Annotated in this window: 16 protein-coding genes and 1 pseudogene; 9 read left to right on the plus strand and 8 right to left on the minus strand. The window is 47.8% G+C overall.

The window, feature by feature from the left end; all coding sequences use genetic code 11:
* Positions 1–6: 6 nt before the first annotated feature.
* Positions 7–2,193 (plus strand): ATP-binding domain-containing protein, encoded by a 2,187-nt coding sequence (locus NDI48_05380; GenBank protein ID MEP0830639.1) that lies wholly within the window; start codon positions 7–9, stop codon positions 2,191–2,193.
* A 262-nt stretch (positions 2,194–2,455) separates the two neighbouring features.
* Here NDI48_05380 and NDI48_05385 read toward each other — a convergent pair whose 3' ends face one another.
* Positions 2,456–3,514 carry an isochorismatase gene (locus NDI48_05385; protein ID MEP0830640.1) on the minus strand — a complete coding sequence of 353 codons (1,059 nt, stop codon included), beginning with the start codon at positions 3,512–3,514 and terminating at the stop codon, positions 2,456–2,458.
* Here NDI48_05385 and NDI48_05390 point away from each other — a divergent pair.
* Complete coding sequence (locus NDI48_05390; GenBank protein ID MEP0830641.1) at positions 3,513–4,454, plus strand: DUF2236 domain-containing protein; 942 nt, start codon at positions 3,513–3,515, stop codon at positions 4,452–4,454. The genes NDI48_05385 and NDI48_05390 overlap by 2 nt on opposite strands.
* On the opposite strand, the gene NDI48_05395 is transcribed toward NDI48_05390, so the two are convergent.
* The 3 genes from NDI48_05395 to trpS form a co-directional block, all read right to left on the minus strand.
* Entirely contained in the window at positions 4,429–6,039 is a 1,611-nt protein-coding gene (locus tag NDI48_05395) for a mucoidy inhibitor MuiA family protein (GenBank protein MEP0830642.1), read from the minus strand. The genes NDI48_05390 and NDI48_05395 overlap by 26 nt on opposite strands.
* Before the next feature lie 174 nt (positions 6,040–6,213).
* The gene (locus NDI48_05400; protein MEP0830643.1) at positions 6,214–7,143 is read right to left on the minus strand and encodes a methylenetetrahydrofolate reductase; all 930 of its coding nucleotides are present in this window, start codon (positions 7,141–7,143) and stop codon (positions 6,214–6,216) included.
* Between the two features lie 245 nt (positions 7,144–7,388).
* Complete coding sequence (gene trpS, locus NDI48_05405; GenBank protein MEP0830644.1) at positions 7,389–8,399, minus strand: tryptophan--tRNA ligase; 1,011 nt, start codon at positions 8,397–8,399, stop codon at positions 7,389–7,391.
* A gap of 188 nt (positions 8,400–8,587) precedes the next feature.
* Between trpS and psb28 the strand changes: the two genes are divergently transcribed.
* Entirely contained in the window at positions 8,588–8,926 is a 339-nt protein-coding gene (gene psb28 / locus NDI48_05410; protein MEP0830645.1) for a photosystem II reaction center protein Psb28, read from the plus strand.
* Between the two features lie 155 nt (positions 8,927–9,081).
* Positions 9,082–9,585: a molybdenum cofactor biosynthesis protein MoaB gene (locus NDI48_05415; GenBank protein MEP0830646.1), complete on the plus strand. Its 504-nt coding sequence runs from the start codon at positions 9,082–9,084 to the stop codon at positions 9,583–9,585.
* Between the two features lie 275 nt (positions 9,586–9,860).
* Here the strand turns inward: NDI48_05415 and NDI48_05420 are convergent, their stop codons facing one another.
* On the minus strand, positions 9,861–10,454 hold the full coding sequence (locus tag NDI48_05420) for a hypothetical protein (GenBank protein MEP0830647.1): 594 nt from the start codon (positions 10,452–10,454) through the stop codon (positions 9,861–9,863).
* A 226-nt stretch (positions 10,455–10,680) separates the two neighbouring features.
* On the opposite strand from NDI48_05420, the gene NDI48_05425 reads away from it, so the two are divergent.
* Positions 10,681–12,681: a S8 family serine peptidase gene (locus NDI48_05425; GenBank protein MEP0830648.1), complete on the plus strand. Its 2,001-nt coding sequence runs from the start codon at positions 10,681–10,683 to the stop codon at positions 12,679–12,681.
* Positions 12,682–12,813: 132 nt separating this feature from the next.
* On the opposite strand, the gene NDI48_05430 is transcribed toward NDI48_05425, so the two are convergent.
* Positions 12,814–14,130, minus strand: a complete 1,317-nt coding sequence (locus NDI48_05430) for a S41 family peptidase (GenBank protein MEP0830649.1) — start codon at positions 14,128–14,130, stop codon at positions 12,814–12,816.
* A gap of 368 nt (positions 14,131–14,498) precedes the next feature.
* Between NDI48_05430 and NDI48_05435 the strand changes: the two genes are divergently transcribed.
* Together NDI48_05435 and NDI48_05440 are read left to right on the plus strand one after the other, a co-directional pair.
* Positions 14,499–15,110 carry a YdcF family protein gene (locus NDI48_05435; GenBank protein MEP0830650.1) on the plus strand — a complete coding sequence of 204 codons (612 nt, stop codon included), beginning with the start codon at positions 14,499–14,501 and terminating at the stop codon, positions 15,108–15,110.
* Between the two features lie 74 nt (positions 15,111–15,184).
* Entirely contained in the window at positions 15,185–16,015 is an 831-nt protein-coding gene (locus tag NDI48_05440) for a thioredoxin domain-containing protein (protein ID MEP0830651.1), read from the plus strand.
* Between the two features lie 19 nt (positions 16,016–16,034).
* Here NDI48_05440 and NDI48_05445 read toward each other — a convergent pair whose 3' ends face one another.
* Positions 16,035–18,539, minus strand: a complete 2,505-nt coding sequence (locus tag NDI48_05445) for a DHH family phosphoesterase (protein ID MEP0830652.1) — start codon at positions 18,537–18,539, stop codon at positions 16,035–16,037.
* A gap of 509 nt (positions 18,540–19,048) precedes the next feature.
* On the opposite strand from NDI48_05445, the pseudogene NDI48_05450 reads away from it, so the two are divergent.
* Positions 19,049–19,474: pseudogene (locus tag NDI48_05450) on the plus strand (peptidylprolyl isomerase).
* 255 nt (positions 19,475–19,729) lie between these two features.
* Here NDI48_05450 and NDI48_05455 read toward each other — a convergent pair.
* Positions 19,730–21,337 carry an FHA domain-containing protein gene (locus NDI48_05455; protein ID MEP0830653.1) on the minus strand — a complete coding sequence of 536 codons (1,608 nt, stop codon included), beginning with the start codon at positions 21,335–21,337 and terminating at the stop codon, positions 19,730–19,732.
* A 435-nt stretch (positions 21,338–21,772) separates the two neighbouring features.
* Between NDI48_05455 and NDI48_05460 the strand changes: the two genes are divergently transcribed.
* On the plus strand, positions 21,773–23,413 hold the full coding sequence (locus tag NDI48_05460) for a protein kinase (GenBank protein MEP0830654.1): 1,641 nt from the start codon (positions 21,773–21,775) through the stop codon (positions 23,411–23,413).
* Positions 23,414–23,506 lie beyond the last annotated feature (93 nt).

Below are 23,506 nucleotides of genomic sequence, written 5' to 3' on the forward strand. Positions count from 1 at the left end.
GCCTAAATGCCTGTGAATGAAATTGATCAGGGTCGCAAGTTTATTACAACTATGCCCATAGGGGATAGTGGAGAAGCAGGGGAGCAGAAGGTGTGGGATGCTCTAAAAAATGCTTTTTCAGATCGCAATTGTATTGGCTATTGGCGTTATCCAATTTTCTCGAAAGTCGGAGAGATTCGGAAAGAGCCAGACATTCTTCTGGTGGATCGGGAACACAGTTTAATTGTGATTGAAGTCAAATCAATCACCATTGACCAAATTGTTGCAATTGACGGTCATCTGTGGCAGCTGCAAAATTTTGATACCCGTGAAGCTAACCCCTATCAACAAGCTGAATGTCAGCTAAGAGCGTTGGTTGCGTATTGCGATCGCGAACCAGCCATCTGGCGCAAAGTCATGGGACGAGCAATGGTTGCATTGCCTCTGATTACCCAAGAACAATGGCAGCAAAGAGGTTTTGACCAACTCCCCAGTTGTCCTCCGATTATCTTCCAAGATCAATTAGGCAAGGCTGGATTTTTAGAACGAATTCAACAAACTGCACCAATTGTTCCGGGAGAAGACTTGGATGACGAACAGTGGAAGTTGCTCAAGGCAGTGATTAGCGGCGCACCCGTTTTGCGTCGTTCTCCTCGTACCCTTGTCTCTACTAACGGTAAAATGCGTGGAAGCGTTGTGGCAGCTTATTCTCAACATCTCTTTGATTTGGACTTGCAGCAGGAACATATTGGCAAAGAAATTCCTCCAGGTTTTCAACGATTGCGAGGTGTGGCGGGTTCGGGCAAAACAATCCTGCTATGTCAAAAAGCGGCTCATATGCACTTAAAGCATCCAGAGTGGGATATTGCTTTGGTATTTTTCAGCCGCACACTTTACGACACAATCATTGGATTGTTGGATCGATGGTTGCGTCGTTTTAGTAATGGTGAAATTGGCTATGACCAAACAGAGAATCACAAGCTGCGAGTGCTTCATGCTTGGGGTGCGAAGGAGCAACCTGGTTTTTATGGAACAATTTGCCAGTCCCATGGCGTTCGGGCGAAAACAGCAGGAGAAACCAGGGAGAGGCAGCCCAATCGAGGATTGGCAGACCTGTGTAAGCGACTGTCTGAAGAAATGGAAATTGAACCGATATTTGATGCCATTCTCATTGATGAAGGGCAAGATTTAGTATCTGAGGATGACTTGAAGTATCAGGACAAACAAGCGATTTATTGGTTAGCTTATCAAGCTTTACGACCGATCGACTCAGAACAACCCGAACAACGTCGTTTAATTTGGGCTTATGATGAAGCGCAAAGCTTGGACACCCTGAAGATTCCGACAACCAAGGAATTGTTTGGTGAAAAGTTGAGCGGGTTATTAACTCAGGGAACGCAATACAACGGTGGGATTAAAAAATCTGAGGTGATGCGTCGCTGCTACCGCACCCCTGGCCCAATTCTCACAGCCGCTCATGCGATTGGGATGGGTTTGCTCCGTCCAGAGGGAATGCTGGCAGGAATTACAGACAAGAAAGAGTGGGACAGGATCGGCTATGAAGTTGTGAAGGGGAAATTTATTTCGGGTCAACAAATTACTCTGCACCGTCCTCCGGAAAACTCTCCCAATCCGGTTTCAGAACTTTGGGGCGAACCCATCATAGAGTTTGAAACCTATGGTTCTCGTCAGGAAGAATTGACGGCTTTAGCTCAGAAGATTGAGCATAACTTGTATCATGATGACCTCAAGCCCAGTCGTGAGATTTTAGTGATTGTTTTAGGCTCTCTTTCTGAAGCCAGGGAATTAGAAGATAAGGTGGCTAGTTGCTTGATGGAACAAGGCATTGATATCTATATTCCCACAGCTTTAGAAGTGAATGAACTCAATCCCCAATGGCCTCATCATGACCCAGATTGTTTTTGGATGGAGGGAGGAGTAACGGTGTCTCGCGTCCCCCGTGCGAAGGGGAATGAAGCGGATATGGTTTATGTCGTCGGCTTCGATCATGTTGCTCGGAATGAGTCGGATGTGAGCCTTCGTAACCAGCTATTTGTGGCATTAACCAGGACACGAGGCTGGGTGAATCTCAGTGGAGTTGGCAGCTACCCCATGTATGAGGAAATGCGGAGGGCGATCGCCAGTGGAGATACGTTCAGGTTTACCTATAAGCGTCCCTTGAAGCGAGATATTGGGGAGGGAGATGAGGGGTAATATTTACATTTAATTTGGAATTTTTTTGTAGGTGCAAATCTTATGTCATTGGTTGCCATTTAACCTGAGCAAGCACAGATTTGTGAAGAGCAGGCGGCATTTCCTCGGTGCCGCTTGCGCTTATAGGAGTTATCCAACTGTAGGTTTTAACCCACTTTCTGCACTTTGTTGATATAATTCTCTATCTAATAACTTCTATCCCGTGATACCTATTCTCCTACGATTTTCTTCATTCCCTAAGGTGCTGACAGCATAATAGCTATTACTGGATGAGGGTTCCAAACTCTCCCCAGCTTTCCAACGGTTCGGTCGATTTAACCAAGTTCATCCCTGCGGCGGCAAATCGCCGGAACGCTTCATCGGCTTGTTCGCTATAGTCTACTATCCCTGGAACTACAACGGGTGAGGTGCAATCTTCTAGCAGGTATACCTTTTTGGCAAGACTGGCATCTTGCTGCTGAATTTCTGTGAGTAAATCGGCAATTGTCCAAGCCACACAGTGACTCTTCGCTTGCCCTGCAATAATCACCGCATCAAACTCCAGCAAATACTGAATTAAGCTTGTATTTTTGTGGGCAATTGGGCTTCCACTCATATCTGCTATCACTTCAGGACGCAGGATGGAATAGTTTTCAGTTAAAGGATTGTTGCCTTTAATTTCAAATCGCGTTTGACTATTTCGGGCGATGCAATGGAAAAATATGGCCTCCTCCACAGCAGAAACCAAAGCGTGACCAATCCCGCCTAGCATGGAATGATAAGGCCATACCGTCAACGGGTATTTCCCCGCATCACTGAGTTGCTTGACGTAGTGTAGGGCGTGTGATTGGAGTCTGGAGTAGTTTCCGTGAGTGAGGCTATCAGCAATGGCTGGGTTGACTTTCCAAATACCTTGCTGGATATCTTCCGGGGTGATGAGAGTGGCAGCCGGTGTCGGGTGTTCTCCAGCTTCGTTAATCCAAAATATAGGATGGAAGATTTGCATGGCTGTGTGAGTGTCCATCGTCGGGGCGATCGCACTTATTACCCCCAAATGGCGGTAAATAAACTCACACAACCGTACATTATCTTCTACTGCTCCTATCCCGGATTGTCCACCAACGAACAGTTCAAAGTCGGGCAGGCAAAAGGTGTTTTGAACATCGATTAGCAACAAACAAATGCGGGTTTTGTCCTCAGCCGTCGGTTGGATATTGTACTGGTTCGCCCAATTCCTTGCTTGTGCGACTCTCTCCTGATAGGGAACTCGCCAAACTTCCCCCACTTTGGCGGCGTCGAAGTGGGTGGGAAGTGGCAGTGGGTTGATGGTTTGAGTACTCATGGTTGAGCTCCTTTTGGGACTACTAGCTGAAAACAGCCTTGTGCTTCATAGTGTAGTTAATCTGTTTACGAAGCAATCAATCATGGGTCGCTATGATATTTTGCACCGGATTCAACAGCTAGACCCGGTGCAAGACCATTGTGAGATTTATCATTTGATGAGTGGCTATGAGTTCCCTTGGGAGATAATGCGATCGCTCGAAGTTGCCCTGATGAGAACATTCTGCGTTCCCAGCATCTCCGCACTGCTCGATAAAACAGGCGAATTCAAACTTCGTCCCCAAAAACGCTACGACGACACAGGATTGCTTACCGCCGAAATCGTTAAATGGGGTTACGAGAGCGAACGAGGTACCCAAGCCATCGAGCGGATGAATGCCATTCACGGACGATTCAAGATTTCCAATGAAGATTTCCTCTACGTACTTTCCACCTTTATTTACGAACCCATCCGTTGGAATGCTCGTTTTGGTTGGCGTTCCATGTGTGAGCAAGAACGTCTGGCGTCTTTCTATTTCTGGCGGGAAGTGGGCAAACGGATGCACATCCAAGATATCCCAGAAACTTATCAGGAGTTAGAACGCTACAATCTTGACTACGAGCGAGAACATTTCCGTTATTCAGAACCCAATCGCCGGATTGGAGAAGCCACTCGTGACCTTTTCTTGAGTTGGTTTCCCCGTATCCTGCAACCTGCGATCGAGCCTGCTATTTATGCCCTGCTCGATGATGCGATTATCGAAGCCTGTGGGTTGCCTCAAGCACCAAAAATACTGCGCTCAGGGGTTGCCATCAGCCTAAAATGGCGGGGTCGAATATTGCATCTGTTTCCACCTCGGAAACAGCCAGACTTCTTTACAGACTCACCCGTGCGGAGCTATCCCAGTGGCTACGAGATATCTAAGTTAGGCTCTGCTAAATCTCCAAACCAACAATCGTAAATTCGGGCGGATGTTCGATCGCAAACTGATAGTACAACTCTTGCCCAGACAGAGGCGGCAACGTGAGCGACCATTCCACCATACCCATCTCACCCACCTCAATCTCCGGATTGGAGAGCGTCAGACGGACTTTCACTTGCTCGTGACGACTGACGGGCAACTGTTCTGTGAGTTTCAGCTTCACTTCACACTCCCGGAAGTTTGTAATCACCAGTCGATAAGCATAGGTACGATGGCGTTGGTTGCCCATCAACTTCGGGTCTACTTGACGTTCAACCAAATCGCGTTGAATCACGATTCCTTCATCACTCCCTAAGTTGAGCTTGAATTCTTGTCCGGGAGCAATGTTATCGAGTTGTGTTGTTCCGACAAAGGTCTGATCCAAGAAGATATTCACTTTGCCCGCTAGCAGCATCACTCCAGCCTGGAGATTGGTAATCGTGGCCTGGAGATAAGCCAAAGGGGAGACGCGAGCCAGAGCCATATACTCGGCACGGCAAGGGAAATCTTCATTCAAAATCGTCGTTTTATGAGGAACGCCATCACTAGGGATATAACTAGTGCTGTTGATCCGATAAGTAATACTCCCTCCTGGTTTGGAGGCATCTGGGGCTGCTGTTTGGGTAAAACCATACTCAAATCCAGACTTCATCATCGCTTCCGTTGAAGGTGTCGTCCCAGCAAACGGCATGGTAGCCGCTAGAGTCCGAGATGGCAGGCTGGCGGGTTCTGAGAGGGTGGGTGTTCTGAACTGATTGGGCTGTTGGACATCGATATACCAGGGGGTGAGCTTGGCAGGTAGAGTGCCGATTCCTGGCTTGGCGGTAGATAGAGTGAGCGCTACACCCCGCCAATCTTCACCCGTACTTTGTTTAATTTCCGCGAGGTAACTGATATTGATTTTTTCATGGCTTGAACCCAAGCGCATGTCATAAAGGGGTGTCCAGCTTGCTTTATAGACGATGTAGGATATCTCTAGCTCCAATTCTCCTACTGCCGAGGGTTCGACCGTGATCATTAGATTGAAACTTTCTGGAGGCTGGGTGCCTGACAACTGTTGAAGCTGCTGCCGCAGAGATTGCAACTTCGAGTCTAGCTGTTTTTGTTCTTTTTCCAGTTGGGCGATCGCATCAGAGAAGTCATTGTACTGCTGCCCGACAAAATCCATTAATTCCCGGATTTGATTCAGGTTCATCTGTTCCGGGTCTTGGAACTTCGTTAAGCGCTCCAAGTACTGACTACTCAAACTTTTGACAAAGTTGCGTTGCAGATTGAGCAGTGTCAGCCCATCTTGCACGGGGCGCTTTTGCTCCTCAATTTGCCCAATTTCTTGATTGAGCTGTGCAATTTTCTGTGCCACTTCCTCCGTCGCACAGGTGCGTTCGGTTCGGACTCCCAACAAGCGCACCCTTAAGGCACCGCTATTCCTCACCCGTATTGACTCACTCAAGAGCGTTACTGGCAGTTGGGTAATCACCAGTTCATGCTCGTCGCCAGTGAGCTGCACGACTCCTCGGCGAGTCACCAGCGCTTGGTTACTGTACACTGTAATGTCACAGATTCGGGTGTCTACCGTTTTATTCATCAGTCCTTTTTTCTTCGCCCTTAGTCATTCGTTCTAAATTGTTCGTCCAAAGAAAAGTTGAACGTTTGCCAGCACAGCAAGTTATCAGGTTGATACGTTCTAACCTGCCAGCTTTAACCTTCAAGCTTCAACCTTTAAGCTTCAACCCTTTAACCAATGACCCATTCGGTTTACTTAGCTTTTCAGGGGTTGAACTCCAGCTAAATCGAGAATTTTGGGAATCAAATCTTCCCGCTTGATCGCCATCATATGAACACCCTGACAAAGTTGCCGCGCGAGCTGGACTTGCTCGGCAGCAATTTTCACTCCTTCCTGTAAGGGTTCATCCGCCTCTCCCAATCGGTCAATGATGGTTTGGGGAATGTGAACACCTGGGACGTATTTATTGATAAATTGGGCATTTTTAGCCGATTTGAGCAGAAATATCCCCGCTAAAATTGGCTTATTGGTGCCAGCAGCAATCTCGTTCATAAACTTTTCCAGACGCTCAAAATCACTAATTAATTGGCTCTGGAAAAACTGTGCACCCGCTTCTAGTTTACGCTCAAATCGACTTTGTAATCCAGACCAACTTTTTAGCTGCGGGTCAACGGCAGCACCTGTAAATAAATCCGTAACACCATCTGTTAGAGGCTTATCATTGGCATCGAAACCACTATTGAGCTTGCCAATTAGCTTCAATAAACGCACGGACTCTACATCAAAGACCCCCTTCGCATCGGGATGGTCCCCAGCTTTGAGGGGGTCACCCGTGAGAGCCAGGATATTGCGAATCCCCAGAGCATGAGCCCCCATGAGGTCAGCTTGGAGGGCGAGACGGTTGCGATCGCGACAGGCCATCTGACAAATCGGCTCAATTCCATGCTGCAACAAAATGACGGAGGCGGCGACAGAACTCATCCTGAGTACAGCCCGACTGCCATCGGTAATATTAACGGCGTGAACCCTACCCTTGAGGGCTTGAGCCATTTTAATCATATGAGATGGGTCACCACCTTTGGGGGGTGCCACCTCGGCGGTAATTAAAAATTCACCGGATTGAGCCGCCGTCCGAAACTGGTTTTGAGTAGAGACAGGACTGTGTGAGTTGCTCTCAAGAAGCATCGCCTCTATGTCCGTCCGAACTGTGGTCTGTTGAAGGGAATCGCTCATCATCAATTGCGCTTACTTACGAGTATCACCTGTATCCGAATCCTGCCCAATCTGCCCAAGGGATGAATGACAAGAAGCCACTATTTAGAGATGGAATTTTGCTGAAGTAGACTGCAAAAACGGTATCGCTGAATGTCGCACTCAACCCCAATCCGACATGAGTTCTCACTCACTATCTACGATGGGATTAGTATCTGTCAAAGCGGCATTGAATAGCCCATAGCGGCCTTCACCCTTAATAAGGTCGCATTGGCGATCGCTTCGGCTTTCTCTCTCCCTTCTCGCAACACAGACTCCAGATATCCCTGATCATCCATCACGGCTTGATACTTTTGTTGAATGGGTTCAAGCGCGGCAACGGTCGCCTCCGTCAGTAACGGTTTGAACTGACCCCAACCCATATCTTGACATTCTGCTGCTACTTCTTCTTTCGTTTTCTGTGCAAGCAGCATATATAGACTCAGCAAATTATTACACTCCGGACGTTCTGGATTGTCAAATTCTAGACCTTTAATCGGGTCAGTTTTACACCGTTTAATTTTCTTGGTGATTTCGTCTGGGGAATCGAGCAAATTAATTCGACTCAAGTCCGAAGGGTCTGACTTAGACATTTTCTTTGTGCCATCCGCCAGACTCATCACCCGTGCCCCTTCCTTACGAATCAGGGGATCGGGTAGCTTCAGGATGGGTTTTTCTGGACTGCCAAATTGGTGGTTGATCCGGTTAACAATATCGCGTGTTAGTTCGAGGTGCTGCTTCTGGTCTTCCCCCACTGGGACTTTATCGGGATCGTAGAGTAAAATATCTGCTGCCATGAGTACGGGATAGTCCATTAAGCCAGTATTGACATTTTCCCCTTGTCTAACTGCTTTTTCCTTAAACTGGATCATGTCTGTTAGCCAGTTGATAGGTGTAATGCAGTTAAACAGCCAAGTTAGTTCACTATGGGCGGGGATATGGGATTGCACAAAAATTGTGGAGTCGTTTAAATCAAGACCACAAGCCAGATAGAGAGCCACGAGATTGTAGGTATTAGATGCCAGTGTGGCAGGCTCGTAGGGTGCGGTAATCGCATGTAAATCGGCTACAAAAAGAAAATTTTCGTACTGGCTTTGACCTTCCACCCAATTGCGAATTGCTCCTAAATAGTTACCCAGATGAAGGTTGCCAGTTGGTTGAACCCCAGAGAGAACGCGCTGCTTACCCATTGATTTCGGTTAAATACTCGTACAGAAACAACTTGAAAAATACTACAAGCGTTCTTAGTGTGTAACAGTTCTATCAATTTTGCCACTCCGGGAGTCTTAATGGGTTACAGTTCACGATTTCGCTTAAGTTCAGTCGGCTCGGTAAGATAATGAGAGAAATTACCTCGCATATTTGATTGGACTCAGTCATGGCTCAAATTCAGTTTTCTAGAGGGATTGACGAAGAAGTTATTCCTGACGTGCGTCTAACCCGTTCTCGTGACGGTAGTAATGGGACTGCCACATTTATTTTTGAAAATCCCAAAGCTCTCGACAGCAATAGTACAGAAGAAATCACTGGGATGTATTTGATTGATGAAGAGGGTGAGATTGTCACGAGAGAGGTTAAGGGCAAATTTGTCAATGGTCAGCCAACTGCATTAGAAGCCTTTGTTCTAATCAAATCCCCAGACGAGTGGGATCGTTTCATGCGTTTTATGGAACGATATGCCCAAGAGCATGATCTTGGATTTACTCAGGCAAAATAAATAGAGCCTTCCTTCAGGTACACTTTTGTGGCGACCTGAAGGATTGCTGTTTTCATACACAGTTGCCGTCAAACGTAGTACTTTATTTTTCCCTCATCTCCCCATCTTCCCATCCAAGTGATCTACTATCTTTGAACGCCACTGGGTATCAGTCTATGGCTCAACAACCTCACCCCGATTCCGCCCCAATCACAGTGAATTGTGCTGTGATTACGGTTAGTGATACGCGATCGCCCGAAACGGATAAAAGTGGTCAGCTAATTCAACAATTACTCTTGGATGCGGGTCACTCTATTAGTTTTTATGCGATTCTCAAGGATGAACCTCAAGAAATTCAGTCCCAGTTGAAGGCGCTGGGAGAACACACAGACGTGGAGGCGGTGATTTTTAATGGGGGTACTGGTATTGCACCGCGTGATACCACTTATGATGCTTTGGAGAAATTACTGGAAAAGACGTTGCCTGGATTTGGGGAAGTGTTTCGGTTCTTAAGTTACCAGGAAATTGGCTCACGCGCGATCGCTTCACGCGCCATTGCAGGAGTTTATCAAACTCAGCTTATCTTCTCCATTCCTGGCTCAACGGGTGCTGTTAAACTTGCCCTGCAACAGCTCATTTTGCCAGAACTCATGCATCTAGTCCGTCAACTGAAGTTGTGATGGGTAATACCAAATCCGGGTTAAATACCCCTTTTTTAGTGGAGACAAGGCAGAAGGCAAAGGGCAAACCGGAGCTTTAGTGAGGACAGGAGAAAGAAAAGACTTCAAGCAAAAAGGGGGTTATCAAGGCGGATTTGGTATAAATGTTGATTTTTTCTTGGTCTCGGCATCTTATTTTTTAACGCAGAGATCGCAGAGCGCAGCGCGGAGTGACGCAGAGGTTTTGGAGGAATCGGTTGGTTCGTTCCCATGGATCTGGATCATGATAGCTCTGGCTAACGTGGAGTACTTTGCATCAACATCTGGGGTTCAACGGCTTCGACATGGGGCATCGCTTCTAGTTGAGAAATTCCCTTCAGGGCTTCTAGCAAGCTGCCGGATTGAGTACGCAGCCAAGCGGCATTTGGGGCGTAGGAGAGGCTCTGAGCGACTTCGTAGCCTGCATTTTGGATTACCTCGTGCTGTGTGTCCACTTCCACTCCTTCCGCAAAGCGGATGAAAACCAATCCCGTGGGAACGGCGAAGGAACCACCGGGTTGTAGTGTATAAATTGGCCCTAGGGTGCCTGTCGTGGATTCCAACTGAAGATCATTTTCGGGTTCATCCGGTTCGCCAGGAAAAACAGCGATCGCACCCTCATTCAGTTGTAAAATCGCTCCGGGAGCTGCTGTGTCCGGTTGCTTGTAGTGTACAGCGTAGTACCCCGATTGACGGCTGTATATGACAGCAGACTGATGGGTACCAGAGCGAATTTGCTGGGGATACTCGGAAAAGGAGTTTTTCTGGAATCTCACTTCTGCCATCACAGGGGGAGTGTGAATCTGCAAGGGTTCTGCTACCAGAAATACCTCAATTGGCCAATAAATCATCTTCCTTAAGTGGTATCTATCTCTTCGGGAAACACGGCTTCAAGACTTGTATCAACTGACAGATAGAGGAGTTGGGTACGGTTCACATGAATCCATTATGAATGACCCACTTTGTATTTTTGATTGAGCGATTTGTAGCGGCTCCTCGTCTAATTGCTGCATCCGTAAACTTTAGTTTCACCTATTAGGCACAAGAGTTCACGACCTTTATCCCAGGAGTTGAGTTATGGTTACAGTCCGCTATGGCGGTAGAAACGGTGAACCGTATGAACTAACAATTAGTAATGAACACATTGTAGTTCGCACGGAAAACCGCAGTATTCTTACCGAAACAAGACCTTATGAAGTCACGCCCGTGTCACCCGAAGCCCGCAACATTCTCGATCAGTTCGAGTTAGAAACCCGGTTTCGTGCAGCGGGTGTAGAAATCTTGCGCGCTAAAGATCCCCGTGAGAGCAGTGCTTTGGGTGACAGTGCACGAGCCATTCTTAACCAAGAGCCTGAAATCCAATTTGCTGGGCGTGTTTTGGTTGATCCACAGTCGATGAAACCGGTCGTTTATACCGAAAACTTCTTTGTTAAGTTCGATGATGAAGCGCCGTCTAGTGCCTGTCAAGAAATCTTAGAACGATACGGTTTAACGATTAAGCGTGAACTTGGGTATGCACGAAACGCTTACTTTGTGAGCGCACCAGAGAATACAGGTTTAGCTATTTTTGACATCGCTTCTCGGCTTCTTTCCGAGGAATCTGTGGAATTTTGCCATCCTGAATTAGTGCGTGAGATTAGCAAACGTCAGGCTTTCCCCCAACAGTGGCACCTGAAGCCAACGACCATTAATGGTCAGGCCATCAATGCCGATGCCAACGTTGAGGCGGCTTGGCCGTTAAGCAATGGCACAGGCACAATTATTGCGGTTATTGACGACGGGATGGATCTCGATCATGAGGAGTTCCGCACCTCTGGCAAGATCGTTGCACCTCGCGATGTGACCCGTCAAACGAACGAGCCAAGACCAGGGAACCGGGATAACCATGGTACTGCCTGTGCTGGTGTGGCTTGTGCTAACGGTAATGTTGGGGCATCGGGTGTCGCACCGGGGGCACGGCTGATGCCGATTCGTTTGGCTTCCGGACTGGGTTCCCAGGCAGAAGCGGATGCCTTTGTTTGGGCGGCTCAAAATGGTGCGGATGTGATCTCCTGTAGCTGGGGACCGCCAGATGGCGTTTGGTACAACCCCAACGATCCTGTGCATAACCAAGTCGTGCCTCTGCCTGACTCCACGCGATTGGCTATGGACTTTGCCATTAACCAGGGACGTAACGCCAAGGGATGTGTGATTTTGTTTGCGGCGGGGAATGGGAATGAAAGTGTGGATAATGACGGTTACGCCAGCTACGAAAAAGTGATCGCGGTAGCCGCTTGTAATGATTCGAGCGTGAAAAGCGCTTATAGCGACTTCGGCAATGCTGTTTGGTGTGCCTTTCCTAGCAATGACGGCAGACCCTCAAAAACCCCTGGAATTTGGACGACGGATCGTTCGGGTCGGGTGGGCTACAATCCGGGGAATGCCAATCAGGGTGACGCGGCTGGTAACTATACCAACAGTTTTGGGGGAACCTCTAGCGCCTGTCCGGGTGCGGCGGGTATCGCGGCTTTGATCATTGCCCGCAACCCGAATTTACGTTGGGATCAGGTGCGGGACATCATTAAACAATCCTGCGATCGCATCGATCAACAGGGAGGGAATTACGATGCTAGTGGTCGCAGTCCCTTCTATGGCTACGGTAGAATAAATGCTCGCAAAGCGGTTGAATTGGCCTTGCCAGAGCAAGAGTCTCCTGTTTCCATCTTCACGGCGGTGCAGGATGTACCGATTCAGGACTTGGAGACATCTACATTGACTTTAGCGATCGCCAATCCAGAGCTAATCAAGTCTATTAAAGTTTCTGTGGATATTGAGCATACTTATATTGGCGACTTGGTCGTTACCCTTAAAGCTCCTGTGGAAATGGGTGTAGACCCGATGCTTTTGCACAATCGCGAGGGGGCAGCCACTGGGAACATCAAGAAAACCTACGACGAGGTAAATGCACCGGGATTAGCGGTCTGTAAGGGCAAAAGCCCCCAAGGAACTTGGACGCTTGAAGTGGCTGATAAAGCCCAGCGTGATATCGGCAAGATGCGTAGCTTTACCCTGGAACTCGGATTTGAGCAGTTGTCTTAATTGACATCCCGTTAAACAGCGACGGGGGAGTAGACGATCAGGAAAACGGGAGATGGGGAAAAGGTTGATTGTTGATTTCGGGATGAGAATATAGAACGTTGAACGTTTCTCCTTCTCCCCCTCCTGCTCACGTTACCGAATACTGAGCGGCTTAGGCTGTTGACCTAAACCGGGTCGGGAGGCATTCATGGTTAAAGTTGCGATCGCCTGTTTGTATTGAGGGTCTTCCTGGGTCGCCCGTAAGGTTGGATTAGACTCCAGTTGCTTTTCTTGTGCCTCTGTCAATTCCAGTTTGACATCGGGTTCAATCCCCTTGTGGTTAATATCTTCGCCATTGGGTGGGAAGTAATGCTGAATCGTCACCGCTAAGCCGGAACCATCCGATAGAGAATGAACCGACTGCACTACCGCTTTCCCAAAGGTTTTGCTGCCGATCACACTCGCCCGCTTATTGTCCTTGAGTGCACCCGCCAGAATCTCACTGGCACTGGCGGAGTTGCCATCCACGAGTACAACTAAAGGCGACTTCGTTAGAGCCGTGTTATTAGCGGAAAACTTCTGATCCCCACCCTTGCGGTCTACCGTGCGGACGATTAAGCCGCTATCTAGCCACATGCGGGCAATTTCCACACTGGCGTTGAGTAACCCCCCTGGATTTCCCCGCAGGTCTAACACGTAGCCACCCACTTTCTGCTTTTCCAAGTTCTGAATCGCCTTCTGCATTTGTTCCGGAGCATGGGCACTAAATTCATTTAAGCTGATATAGCCAATCCGCTTCTGACCTTCCTGCTTGAGGGTGTGATGAACGGCTGGGAGTTCAATTTGAGCACGGCTCAGCTTAACATCAAATGGCTGCTTTCCCTTGCGGGAAATTCGCAATGTGACGGATGTGCCCACTTCTCCCCGAATCATGGATGAAGCTTCTTCCAGAGTCATGCCTTTGGTTGATTTGCCATTAATGGCGACGATGCCGTCTCCCGGTTGCAGCTTTGCCTTTGCCGCTGGAGAATTTTCAATGGGTGTGACGATTTGCAAAGCCTTCGTTTTCTCGTCAAGTTCGAGGCGAATCCCTACCCCAGAAAGCTCACCGGAGGTTTGGCTTGTGAGCGCTTGGAATTGTTCGGGGTCCATGAAACGGGTGTAGGGGTCTCCTATCGGCTTGAGAGCAGCCCGAATGGCCTCGTAGGCTTGTTCTTTGGATGTGTAGTTTTTGCTCAGGAGCTGTTGCCGTGTGGCTAGCCAATCCACGTTATTGAAGCTGTTATCCACATATTCCTGGTTAACGATTTGCCAAACCTCATCAACTAGGTTTTTGGGGCTATCCTGAAGTGCGGCAAAGACAGAGCGACCCCCCATGGGTACGATGAGAGACAAAGCGGCGGTTGTTGCGATCGCTCCAGAGAAGAAGACGCCTTTGAGCCAAGGGAAATGTTTTGGGTGCTGATTCATGGAGTATGGCTAAAACGAGGTTGGCGTTAGATGGTTATCCGTTATTGTAAAGCGGCCTGTTGAAGAGAGACCCTGGGTCTAAAGTCTAAACTCAGCTTACGCTAGAGAGCGATCGTACTACTGATAGGGGAGATATCGGTTTAGGGCTAATATACTCAAGTTGAATTGCCAAGCTAGATAAATTTTGTGCCAGTTTGCTCAGTGTCCTGCTGATACAGTGAGACTCATGATGAGCGCTGATGGCTTGAGCCAAGTCCGAGCATGGGTCATAAAACATGAGAGGTACACTCATTCCACGCAACTGGGTTAGTTTTAAAAATTGGTTTCGATCTAGGGGGCGACGTTTCCTAAGCACTAGTCTACTGATTTTGGGTATCCTCCTGGGTAGCTGGCTGCTGATTAACACTGTGAGATTGCAAGCGGTGGCGTCGGAACCTGTCGATGTGTTTTTCGTCCTGGGAGGTGGGATTGATCGAGAGATCTACGTCGCCCAGTTAGCCAAACAGCATCCAGAAGTCCGAGTTTTGATCTCTCAAGGCTCGGAAGACCCCTGCATCTTGCTGATTTTTCAACGAGAACAGGCACCTATCCGCCAAGTTTGGTTAGAAAAGTGTGCCAATTCTACCTTTGATAACTTCTACTTTAATCTCCCAATTCTCAAACAGTGGGGTATTCGTAAAATTAAGTTAATTACTTCTAGCAGCCATTTACCGCGAGCGAAGTGGATGGCACAGATTCTGTTGGGCGCTCATGGGATTTGGGTCGAGACAGATCTTGCCTCACACAAGGGCACACCCGGAAATCGAGAATCTGTTCTGAAGGCGGGTTTGGATATCAGCCGTTGTCTGGTTTGGGCGGTGTTGAGTCAGGTTGTCCAGCCGAGATGCTTGAAATTAGTGCCACTTTCTGCTGTGGATTTGGCCGCTTGGCGTAACTCCGATTTTCGATGTGAGCGTCAAGAGGAGTTGAAGCTTGAGTAGATTCCAGTCCAAACCCGTTCGTGATCAAATCTGGCAAGTAAAGTGGTTGATGTTAGCCATTTACAGGGTACTTTATGTATCGATCACAATTGTTGAAAAATACCTTCATCCGTTTCCGACGCTTAGCGAAGACAACATTAAAACTAACAGGGTTGTTGCTACTGTTGAGCCTGACACTCCTAACCCCATCACTCCCTGCACAAGCCGCCACCCAAGTTAGTCCTCTGGTTGAAGAACAAGTCTTGCAGGTGCTCCGCAATCACCCTGAACAAATCTTGCAGCTCATCCGCGAACACCCAGAAGTCATTGTGCAATCTGTTCAAGCCTACCAGCAGCAACAACAATCACAACTGCAACAGATACGGCAGGCTTTCGTGCAAGCACTACAAACTAATCCTAAAGTTGTGATTCGCGACTCTCCCACCACGGGCACAACTGATTTAAAAGCCGTGCTATTAGAATTCTCAGACTTTCAATGTCCCTACTGTGCACAGGCTCATAAAATCATCCAACAGTTTATGAGCAAACATGCGGATGAAGTTACCTTAGTCTACAAACATTTCCCTCTCACTCCCATTCACCCCGAAGCCATGCCTGCGGCTAAAGCCGCTTGGGCGGCATTTCAGCAAGGTAAATTTTGGGAGTACGAGGATGCTCTATTTTCCCAGCAAGACAAGTTGGGCAACTCGTTGTATCTGGCGACTGCCAAAAGCCTAAATCTGGATTTGGAGAAGTTTGAGCAAGATCAAGCCAATGCCGATAGGGCGATTGAGGAGGATCTTCAGTTAGCTCAGACGTTGGGACTTTCAGGCACTCCCTTCTTTGTACTCAATGGCGAAGCCTTTTCCGGTGACGTGAAGTTATCGGATTTAGAGAAGGCTTTGGCTGGTGCAAACCCGTCTTAAAACTAGATTCCCAACTTTGTCATGCAAACAGCCGCTCGGTAATTTGCCACGCTTGGGATTGAAGGGTAGATAGGGGCACTTGATAGAAATACTGACGCAGAAACTGTTCTTCTTCAACAGCGGCTAGAAATTTTTGGATGGCTTCATTAACAGCAGAGTCAGTTACTTCTAGCGAGGGTTGTCCGCTAATGGCGATCGCCCAATCTTTGTGTTTGACATTAAAACCAATTTGTGATATTAAATCCAGTCCCAAATGGAGAATGCGATCGCTCAAATCCAGCTTTTCTTGCAATTGCACCAAAGTCGCCGTTTGTCCCGTGCGGCAGAGGAATTTGGCAATTCCCACGAGTTGTTTCCAGATTTCAGCCGGTGATAGTTGGCTGGGAGGTGGATAAGCCAGCGCTAATTTTCGATTCGATGCGATCGCACGGCGAAACCAGATTTGCAGTTCGTCCCAACTGGTGGGACACTCGCTAACCGTGAGGGGAGCAATCGATTTGGGATTGGGATTTTTCCCCATCTCCTCATGCCTCTCCTCACTCAGTCTTGCTGCGCTATCAGTAAAGCTTTGGCTTTCCATCTCCTCATCTACACCGCGCCAGTCTAAAATCCAATCTAATCGGGTGGGAATACTAAACGAGGATAGATCCACCCGTGAACGCACCGCCAGTAATCGCACTTCGGGGCGTTTTTTGTAATTGTTGTAATCTAGTTCAACAATCGCATCGCATCTTCCTTTAGGGACTTCATCTCTGTAGTGTCCCCACCAGATCCCAGGGAATCCGCTATGGCAAGAGTTGTCCCAAATTTCAAATTCAGTTTTAATGAATTGTACTTTTCGTCCTTTAAAGTCTTGGGTATTGTAGTTTCTAACTTCCTCAAACCAACAGTTTTGAATCAGCAGTTTCGGCACAGGATTTCCCATGCCACAGGGTTCGAGTAGTTTAAGTTCATAAAATAATTCTTTGCCCAACTCGGCTATGGTTACAATCAGGTCAGCTTCGAGTACGGGAGTGAGCGAGGCACCTGTAGTCGATACTTGTTGCCGTAACTGTTGGTTAATCGCTTCAGTAAACAGGGGCAGATTTTCAACTAAGAGACTCAATCCTGCGGCAAACGGATGACCACCAAAGCGATGCAGCAGGTGTTCTTGGGACTTCACCAACTGATAAAGGTCAATATTATTCACAGAACGCGCAGAACCCCTGGCAAATTTTGGAGGATCGGGTTGTGATTGAGACTGGATTATTGTCGCTTCCTGCGCCTTATTTTCTAATTTATAATCAACATCATTTTCTGTACTTAACAAAATAGTAGGGCGTCCATATTGCTGAGCAATTTGCCCTGCAACTAAGCCGAGAACACCAGCAGGCCATTGAGAGTCTTCAAGGACAATGACACTCGTGGTTGAAAGGTCAATTTGCTCAAGTTTGGCTTTCACTTGCTGGGTTACATCTTTTTGCAAAGACTTACGGCGAGTATTGGCTAATTCTGTTTCGGTTGCCAGTTGTTCGCAGCGCTTTTCATCCGTACTGGTGAGTAATTCCACACAGAAAGATGCATCGCCTTGAATGCGGCTAACGGCGTTAATTCGGGGGCCTAGTCCGAAGGAAATATCGGTGGGGCGATCGCCATTTCTCTGGCATAATTCCAATAAGCGAGCCACACCGGGACGTGTGATTTTGGATTTTTGGGTTTGGGTTTTGGATTGTTGTTGCAGGCGTCTAATTCCGAGTTGTGCCAGGTAGCGACAATCTCCACTGAGTTGGACTAAATCAGCAATTAATCCAATGGCTACCAAATCTAACAAGTTTTCTAACGGTTGTTGGGGAACATCGGGTAAGGTTTGATAAAGGGCTTCTATTAACTTGTAGGCAACCGCAACACCGGAAAGATGGAACAGGGGATGGTCGGGGGAAAAATAGCGGGGGTTGATAATCGCCTTGACAGGTGGACGCTGTGCTGGGAGGGTGTGATGGTCGGTCACAATCACATCAATTCCTAGGGTTTGAGCATAGTCAATTTCCCTTAGATTGGTGCTACCCGTATCGCAGGTTACGATTAATCGACAACCCTGTTTTTGCAACGCATCAATACCCTGATGATTCAGACCATGAGATTCTGTGAGGCGATTGGGAATATAGTAAATGAGCTGCCACTCTTGCGGTAAAAACTGTCCTAAGCCTTCCCAGAGAACGGCGGTTGAAGTAATGCCATCGGCGTCAAAGTCTCCCCAAATTGCCACCATTTCACCGGTTCGGCAAGCTTGTTGCAAGCGTTCCACCGCCCAGTGCATTTCTTGCCCAAATTCAAAGGGATTCGCGGGTTGGTAAAAATCTGGATTTAAGAAACCGGGCAGTGCAAGAGCATCACGGATGCCCCGTTTCCATAAAAGTTGGGCCGCATGATGCCCATCTCTATCGCTTGGAACTTGAGCGAGCACATGGGGTTTGATGGCATCTAGGAACCATTGGGGGATTTCAGACGGTGGCGAGACTTGCCATTGCAGTTGGGGTTCAGGCATGAGATTTGTCAGTGGCGATAAGCCTAAGAGTCTGCGGCACTAACGCAGGACAGGGTATTTCCCTACAATTTCTGTATTTTATGTATTTTTTGAGCTGACTTGCGAATAGGCAAGCCGAGGAGGAGACGAAGGTTGAGAGCCGAATTCAGTGACTGCCCTGACGCAACTGATGATTGAACGTTTCACTTTTTCCTTGAGCTTCTGAAATTTATCCGGACGCCGTGAGCAAGATATGGGATTAAGCAGTAGATGCACCCTGATGACCGCCCTCAGCAACTCGCTGAGGGTTTTTTATTGGAAGGCGATCGCACACAACACATTAGACCTGTTGAAAAAGTTGAATCAACCCCCGTTATAAAGGGGAGACCTGGGAAGAAGTGATTCAAGGATTTTTGCCAGAAGTCTATTAGCCAAGCCGATTGCACCCCCAACCAAGTCGAGAGTATTCCGCCGATACCTCTAGTTGTTACTCTAGAGGAGTTGATCATGTCCAAAGGACAGTAAAAATGGTACAAGCCAAATCGGGTGACACTGTCAAAATTCACTATACGGGCAAACTAGACGATGGCACCGTGTTTGATTCCTCCGTCAACCGTGAACCGTTAGAATTCACACTTAATCAGGGACAAGTCATCCCCGGCTTCGAGGAAGCGGTGATGGGAATGGCTCCTGGAGAATCAAAAACTCAAAAAATTCCTGTGGATCAAGCCTATGGCCCTTATCGAGAAGAAATGGTGATCCAGGTCAACAGAGAACAACTGCCGCCAGACTTGGAACCGGAAGTCGGTCAGCAATTACAAGTCCAACAGCCGAATGGGCAAGCTGTTCCAGTTTTTATTACAGAGGTTTCTGATGGCAAGGTAACCTTAGATGCCAATCATCCTCTGGCTGGCGAGAACCTAACGTTTGATATTCAGTTGGTTGAAATCATCTAAATTCTGAGAGTATACCGACTCAATCCGCCGAAATTGGCAAACTATATGAACTCCATGTGATATCTTCGCTGGTGTAGCAGCAATTTCTAATCGTCAGGGACTTTGGCTAATCCCCCTGGCCTTTTTAGCGGGTGAGGGGATTTCTTGAATTTTTCCGGATACCTTCAGATTCATGTCGGATTAAAAAACAGTAGATGCACCCTGATGACCGCCCTCAGCCCCCCCGCTGAGGGTTTTTTTTGGGCAAATACTGTCTCAACGCCTCTTCGTCTGATAAACCTGTATCGCTCGGTCAATTCCCTTGAAACGGTGTTCTCCCATCTCCTCTAAACCCTGATGATGCGACAGCATTTGATAGGTTGCTTCACTCAAGACGCATTCACCAGGGGGACAGATGCCTTCCATGCGGGAAGCTAGATTGATTGTGGCTCCTAATGCCGTATAGTCTACCCGTTGAGAACTGCCGACATCACCAACTACGGCCTTTCCACTATTAATCGCAATTCGTAATTGCAGAGGTTCGCGCAAGACCTGATTGGCATTCAGATTCTCTAAACGAGTTAGCATTCCTTGGGCGGCGGCAACAGCCCGGTCGGCATGGTCTTTTTGAGGTTCAGGAGCGCCAAAAAACGCCATGATGCAATCACCAATATACTTATCCAAAGTCCCGCCGAGGGCGAAAACTTCTTGCAACATTTCCTCAAACAAACCATTGAGTAATTGGGCAATTTCTGTGGGGCTTAACCGTTCTGAGAGCGCCGTAAAGCCCACAATATCTGCAAAAAGAATACTGATTTCACTCTCTTGGGGAGATAAACGACCGTCTGGTAATGCACCTACTGATATCAACTGTTGCACGACAGCTGGAGAGTGATATCGCTCTAATCTTTGCCGAATCATTTCTTCACTTCTGAGCTTTTGTTGCAAGAGCCAACGTTGCACACTAGAGGCTACGAGGTTCGCTAAAGTTGAAAAAAAACTGAGGTCTTCTTCTCCTTCTTCTGCCCAATGGATTGAAGAAAAATGGGCATCGGCATACAGAACACCGACCACCTTATTTTCATCCCAGAGGGGAACAGCCATGGCGCTACCAATGTTTTTGAGTAAGATACTCTGTTGCCCCTCAAAACGTTGATCGACTTGGGCATCCGCCGTTTGAATCGCCACTTTTTCTGTAAATGCTTTTTGACAGATAGTTTGGCTAATCCAACTGCCATCAGGAGACAAATTCTTCTGGTGGGAGACATTTCGGGTTGCAGCATTGAGCAATTCAAGTTGCCCTTCACCACTCACATCAATTAACAACGCTAATCGATCAATACTCTTCAGGTAACGAAAAACGACCTCCTGTACCTGAAAGAATATTGCTTCTATCGATTCAGCCGCACTCAGACTCTTAGCTATCTCCACCAAGTCTTTGAGGCGGGCAATCGTCTTGTCTTTGTTGCTGATATCATCACGGTCAGCACTCGCTTGTATCCAATGCTGTTGCAGTTCTTTGACATTGTGAAGGATGGTGGCTCCTTTTGCTGAGGGGGGTTCCTGTGTTGTATTCGCTGGAGGCGGCTCGACCAAAATAACCACAAGCCTAATATCTCCCAGCCAAATTACATCGCCGTCCTTGATCTTTTCCGGCGAAGTCACAGGGCGTTGATTCATGAGTGTCCCATTTTTACTCCCCATATCCTCAATCGTCCACACCCCGGAGGCCGTTTTTAACAAGCGGGCATGGTATCGAGAAATTCCCTCGAAAGGCAAGTTTAAGTTACATTCGGGCAATCGACCGATCGTAAATTCCTCCCGATTCACCGACACCGTTTTTTCCGTATTTTCCCGTTTTAGGCGCAGTTTAAGTTCAGCCATGACTTCGATACCTTATGAAGCGAACAAGGTCTGCCAGAAATTTATTAGGCAAGGGGCTTCTCGTTGGGTCAAACTTCACCTCACCGCAAGGTTATGGCATTGCCCTGATGGCCCAAGGGACGCTACCCTGAAAGGGTAATCGCTCCCCTGTCAATCTACAAGTCAGGGTCGGCCTGATCAGGGAATCGTTTGGGTGTTAAGCGATCGCGCCCATAAAATTGCACTTGGCGCAGGGGCATCTTTCCCATTCCAAAAAAGTTTCAAAAATAGGCTCATACCAAACTGAATGTTTGTCAGCTTCAAACTTGCGCGGGTGTCGAGTTGCTGTACATCCGAGGTTCATCCACACATATGTTTACAAAAATCCGGAAACACGGTTTCTGGCTTGAAAAGTCTATTAGGCTAACGGTTTACTGCGGGGGAGCGAGCAATACCATGATAGGCGCATTACTAGACCAGCGTTACCAGGTGGTTCGAGTTCTAGGCCAAGGCGGATTTGGTCATACTTACATCGCCGAAGACACTCGCCGACCGGGCAATCCCACTTGTGTGGTCAAACATCTCAAACCCGCTTCTCGCGACCCCGAATTTTTGCAAATTGCTAGACGCCTATTTACTCGCGAAGCCGAAACTCTGGAAAAGTTGGGCAATCATGACCAGATTCCTAGACTTTTAGCTTACTTTGAGGAAAACCAAGAGTTTTACCTAGTCGAAGAATTTATCGACGGACATCCGCTCAATGTGGAACTGGAACCTGGTCAGCCGTGGAACGAAAGCCAGGTGATTCAACTGCTGCAAGAAGTCTTACATATCCTAGATTTTGTCCACACTAACGGTGTGATCCATCGCGACCTCAAACCTGAGAATTTAATCCGTCGCAAGCACGATAACAAAGTCGTTTTAGTGGACTTTGGTGCCGTTAAGCAAGTGCAGATGCAATCGATCGTTGCCCAAGAACTGGTCAAAGAGACGGTTGCCATTGGTACTCCAGGTTACATGCCCAGCGAACAGGGACAAGGCAGACCTCGTACTAGTAGTGATCTTTATGCTCTGGGCATGATTGGTATCCAAGCCCTAACCGGCATGAATCCCACCCAATTTGGAGAAGACCCGGATACGGGAGAAATCATCTGGCAGCAACAGGCTCAAGTCAGCGAGGCGTTGGCGGCTGTCCTGGGTAAGATGGTACGCCATTACTTCAAATACCGCTACCAGTCAGCAACCGAGGCATTGCAAGCGCTGGAGCCACTCGCCAATCCCAACGCAGCAAAGGCTTTTGCGGCGATCGCGAGTCAGAGAGTCCGTTACTACCTCAGAGATGGCTATCAGTCTGCCTCTAAGGTGCTGCAAACGATTCAGAATATATCTGCTCTGAAGACGCGACAGGCGATCGCCTCACTGAAGTCTTTGCCCTCAGGTCAAGCCGCTTTGCCATCGAGCAATTTGATGGAGGAAACGGCAACCGTTCCTCGGAACAATCCTTCGCGATCGCCAATGGGTGCGGGTTCTTTTTCTGGAATCCCTAACAAATTGCCCCTAATCCTGGGAACAAGTGCCGCTACTCTAGTCGTTGCCGCCGGTATTTTTTCGATGGTTCGTCCACCCTCACCCTCTGCGGTGACAACGGCGAATAAAACGAACGCCATACCTGACCCTAATAAATCGAACGTCACACCTGAACCTGAGAAATCTGACTCAAAATCTGAACCTGAGAAATCTGACTCAAAATCTGAACCTGAGAAATCTGACTCAAAACCTGAACCTGAGAAATCTGACTCAAAACCTGAACCTGAGAAATCTGACTCAAAATCTGAACCTGAGAAAGTGCAAGACCCAAATGGTTGTACTTTCACGATGAGAAGATCATCAAATGTACGAGAATCACCCAGAAGTAAAAAAACCGGGGAAGTTATCAAATCAGGAACCCCAATCACTGTTACTGGAAAAGAACAAAATGGCTATATAGAGATTAGCTCTCCGACCCCCGGTTGGGTTTATAAGAATCGTACTAAAAAAACTTGCCCTAAACCCAAGAAAGCTGATGCCAACAAGAGTGAGCGATCAGAAAGTCCCTAAATAATTTTCGGACAATTTCAATTTTTCCGGATACCAGGAGATCCATGTCGGATTAATAAATATTAGATGCACCCTGATGACCACCCTCAGCAA

This window comes from Microcoleus sp. AS-A8 (assembly GCA_039962225.1).
Lineage (GTDB): Bacteria > Cyanobacteriota > Cyanobacteriia > Cyanobacteriales > Coleofasciculaceae > Allocoleopsis.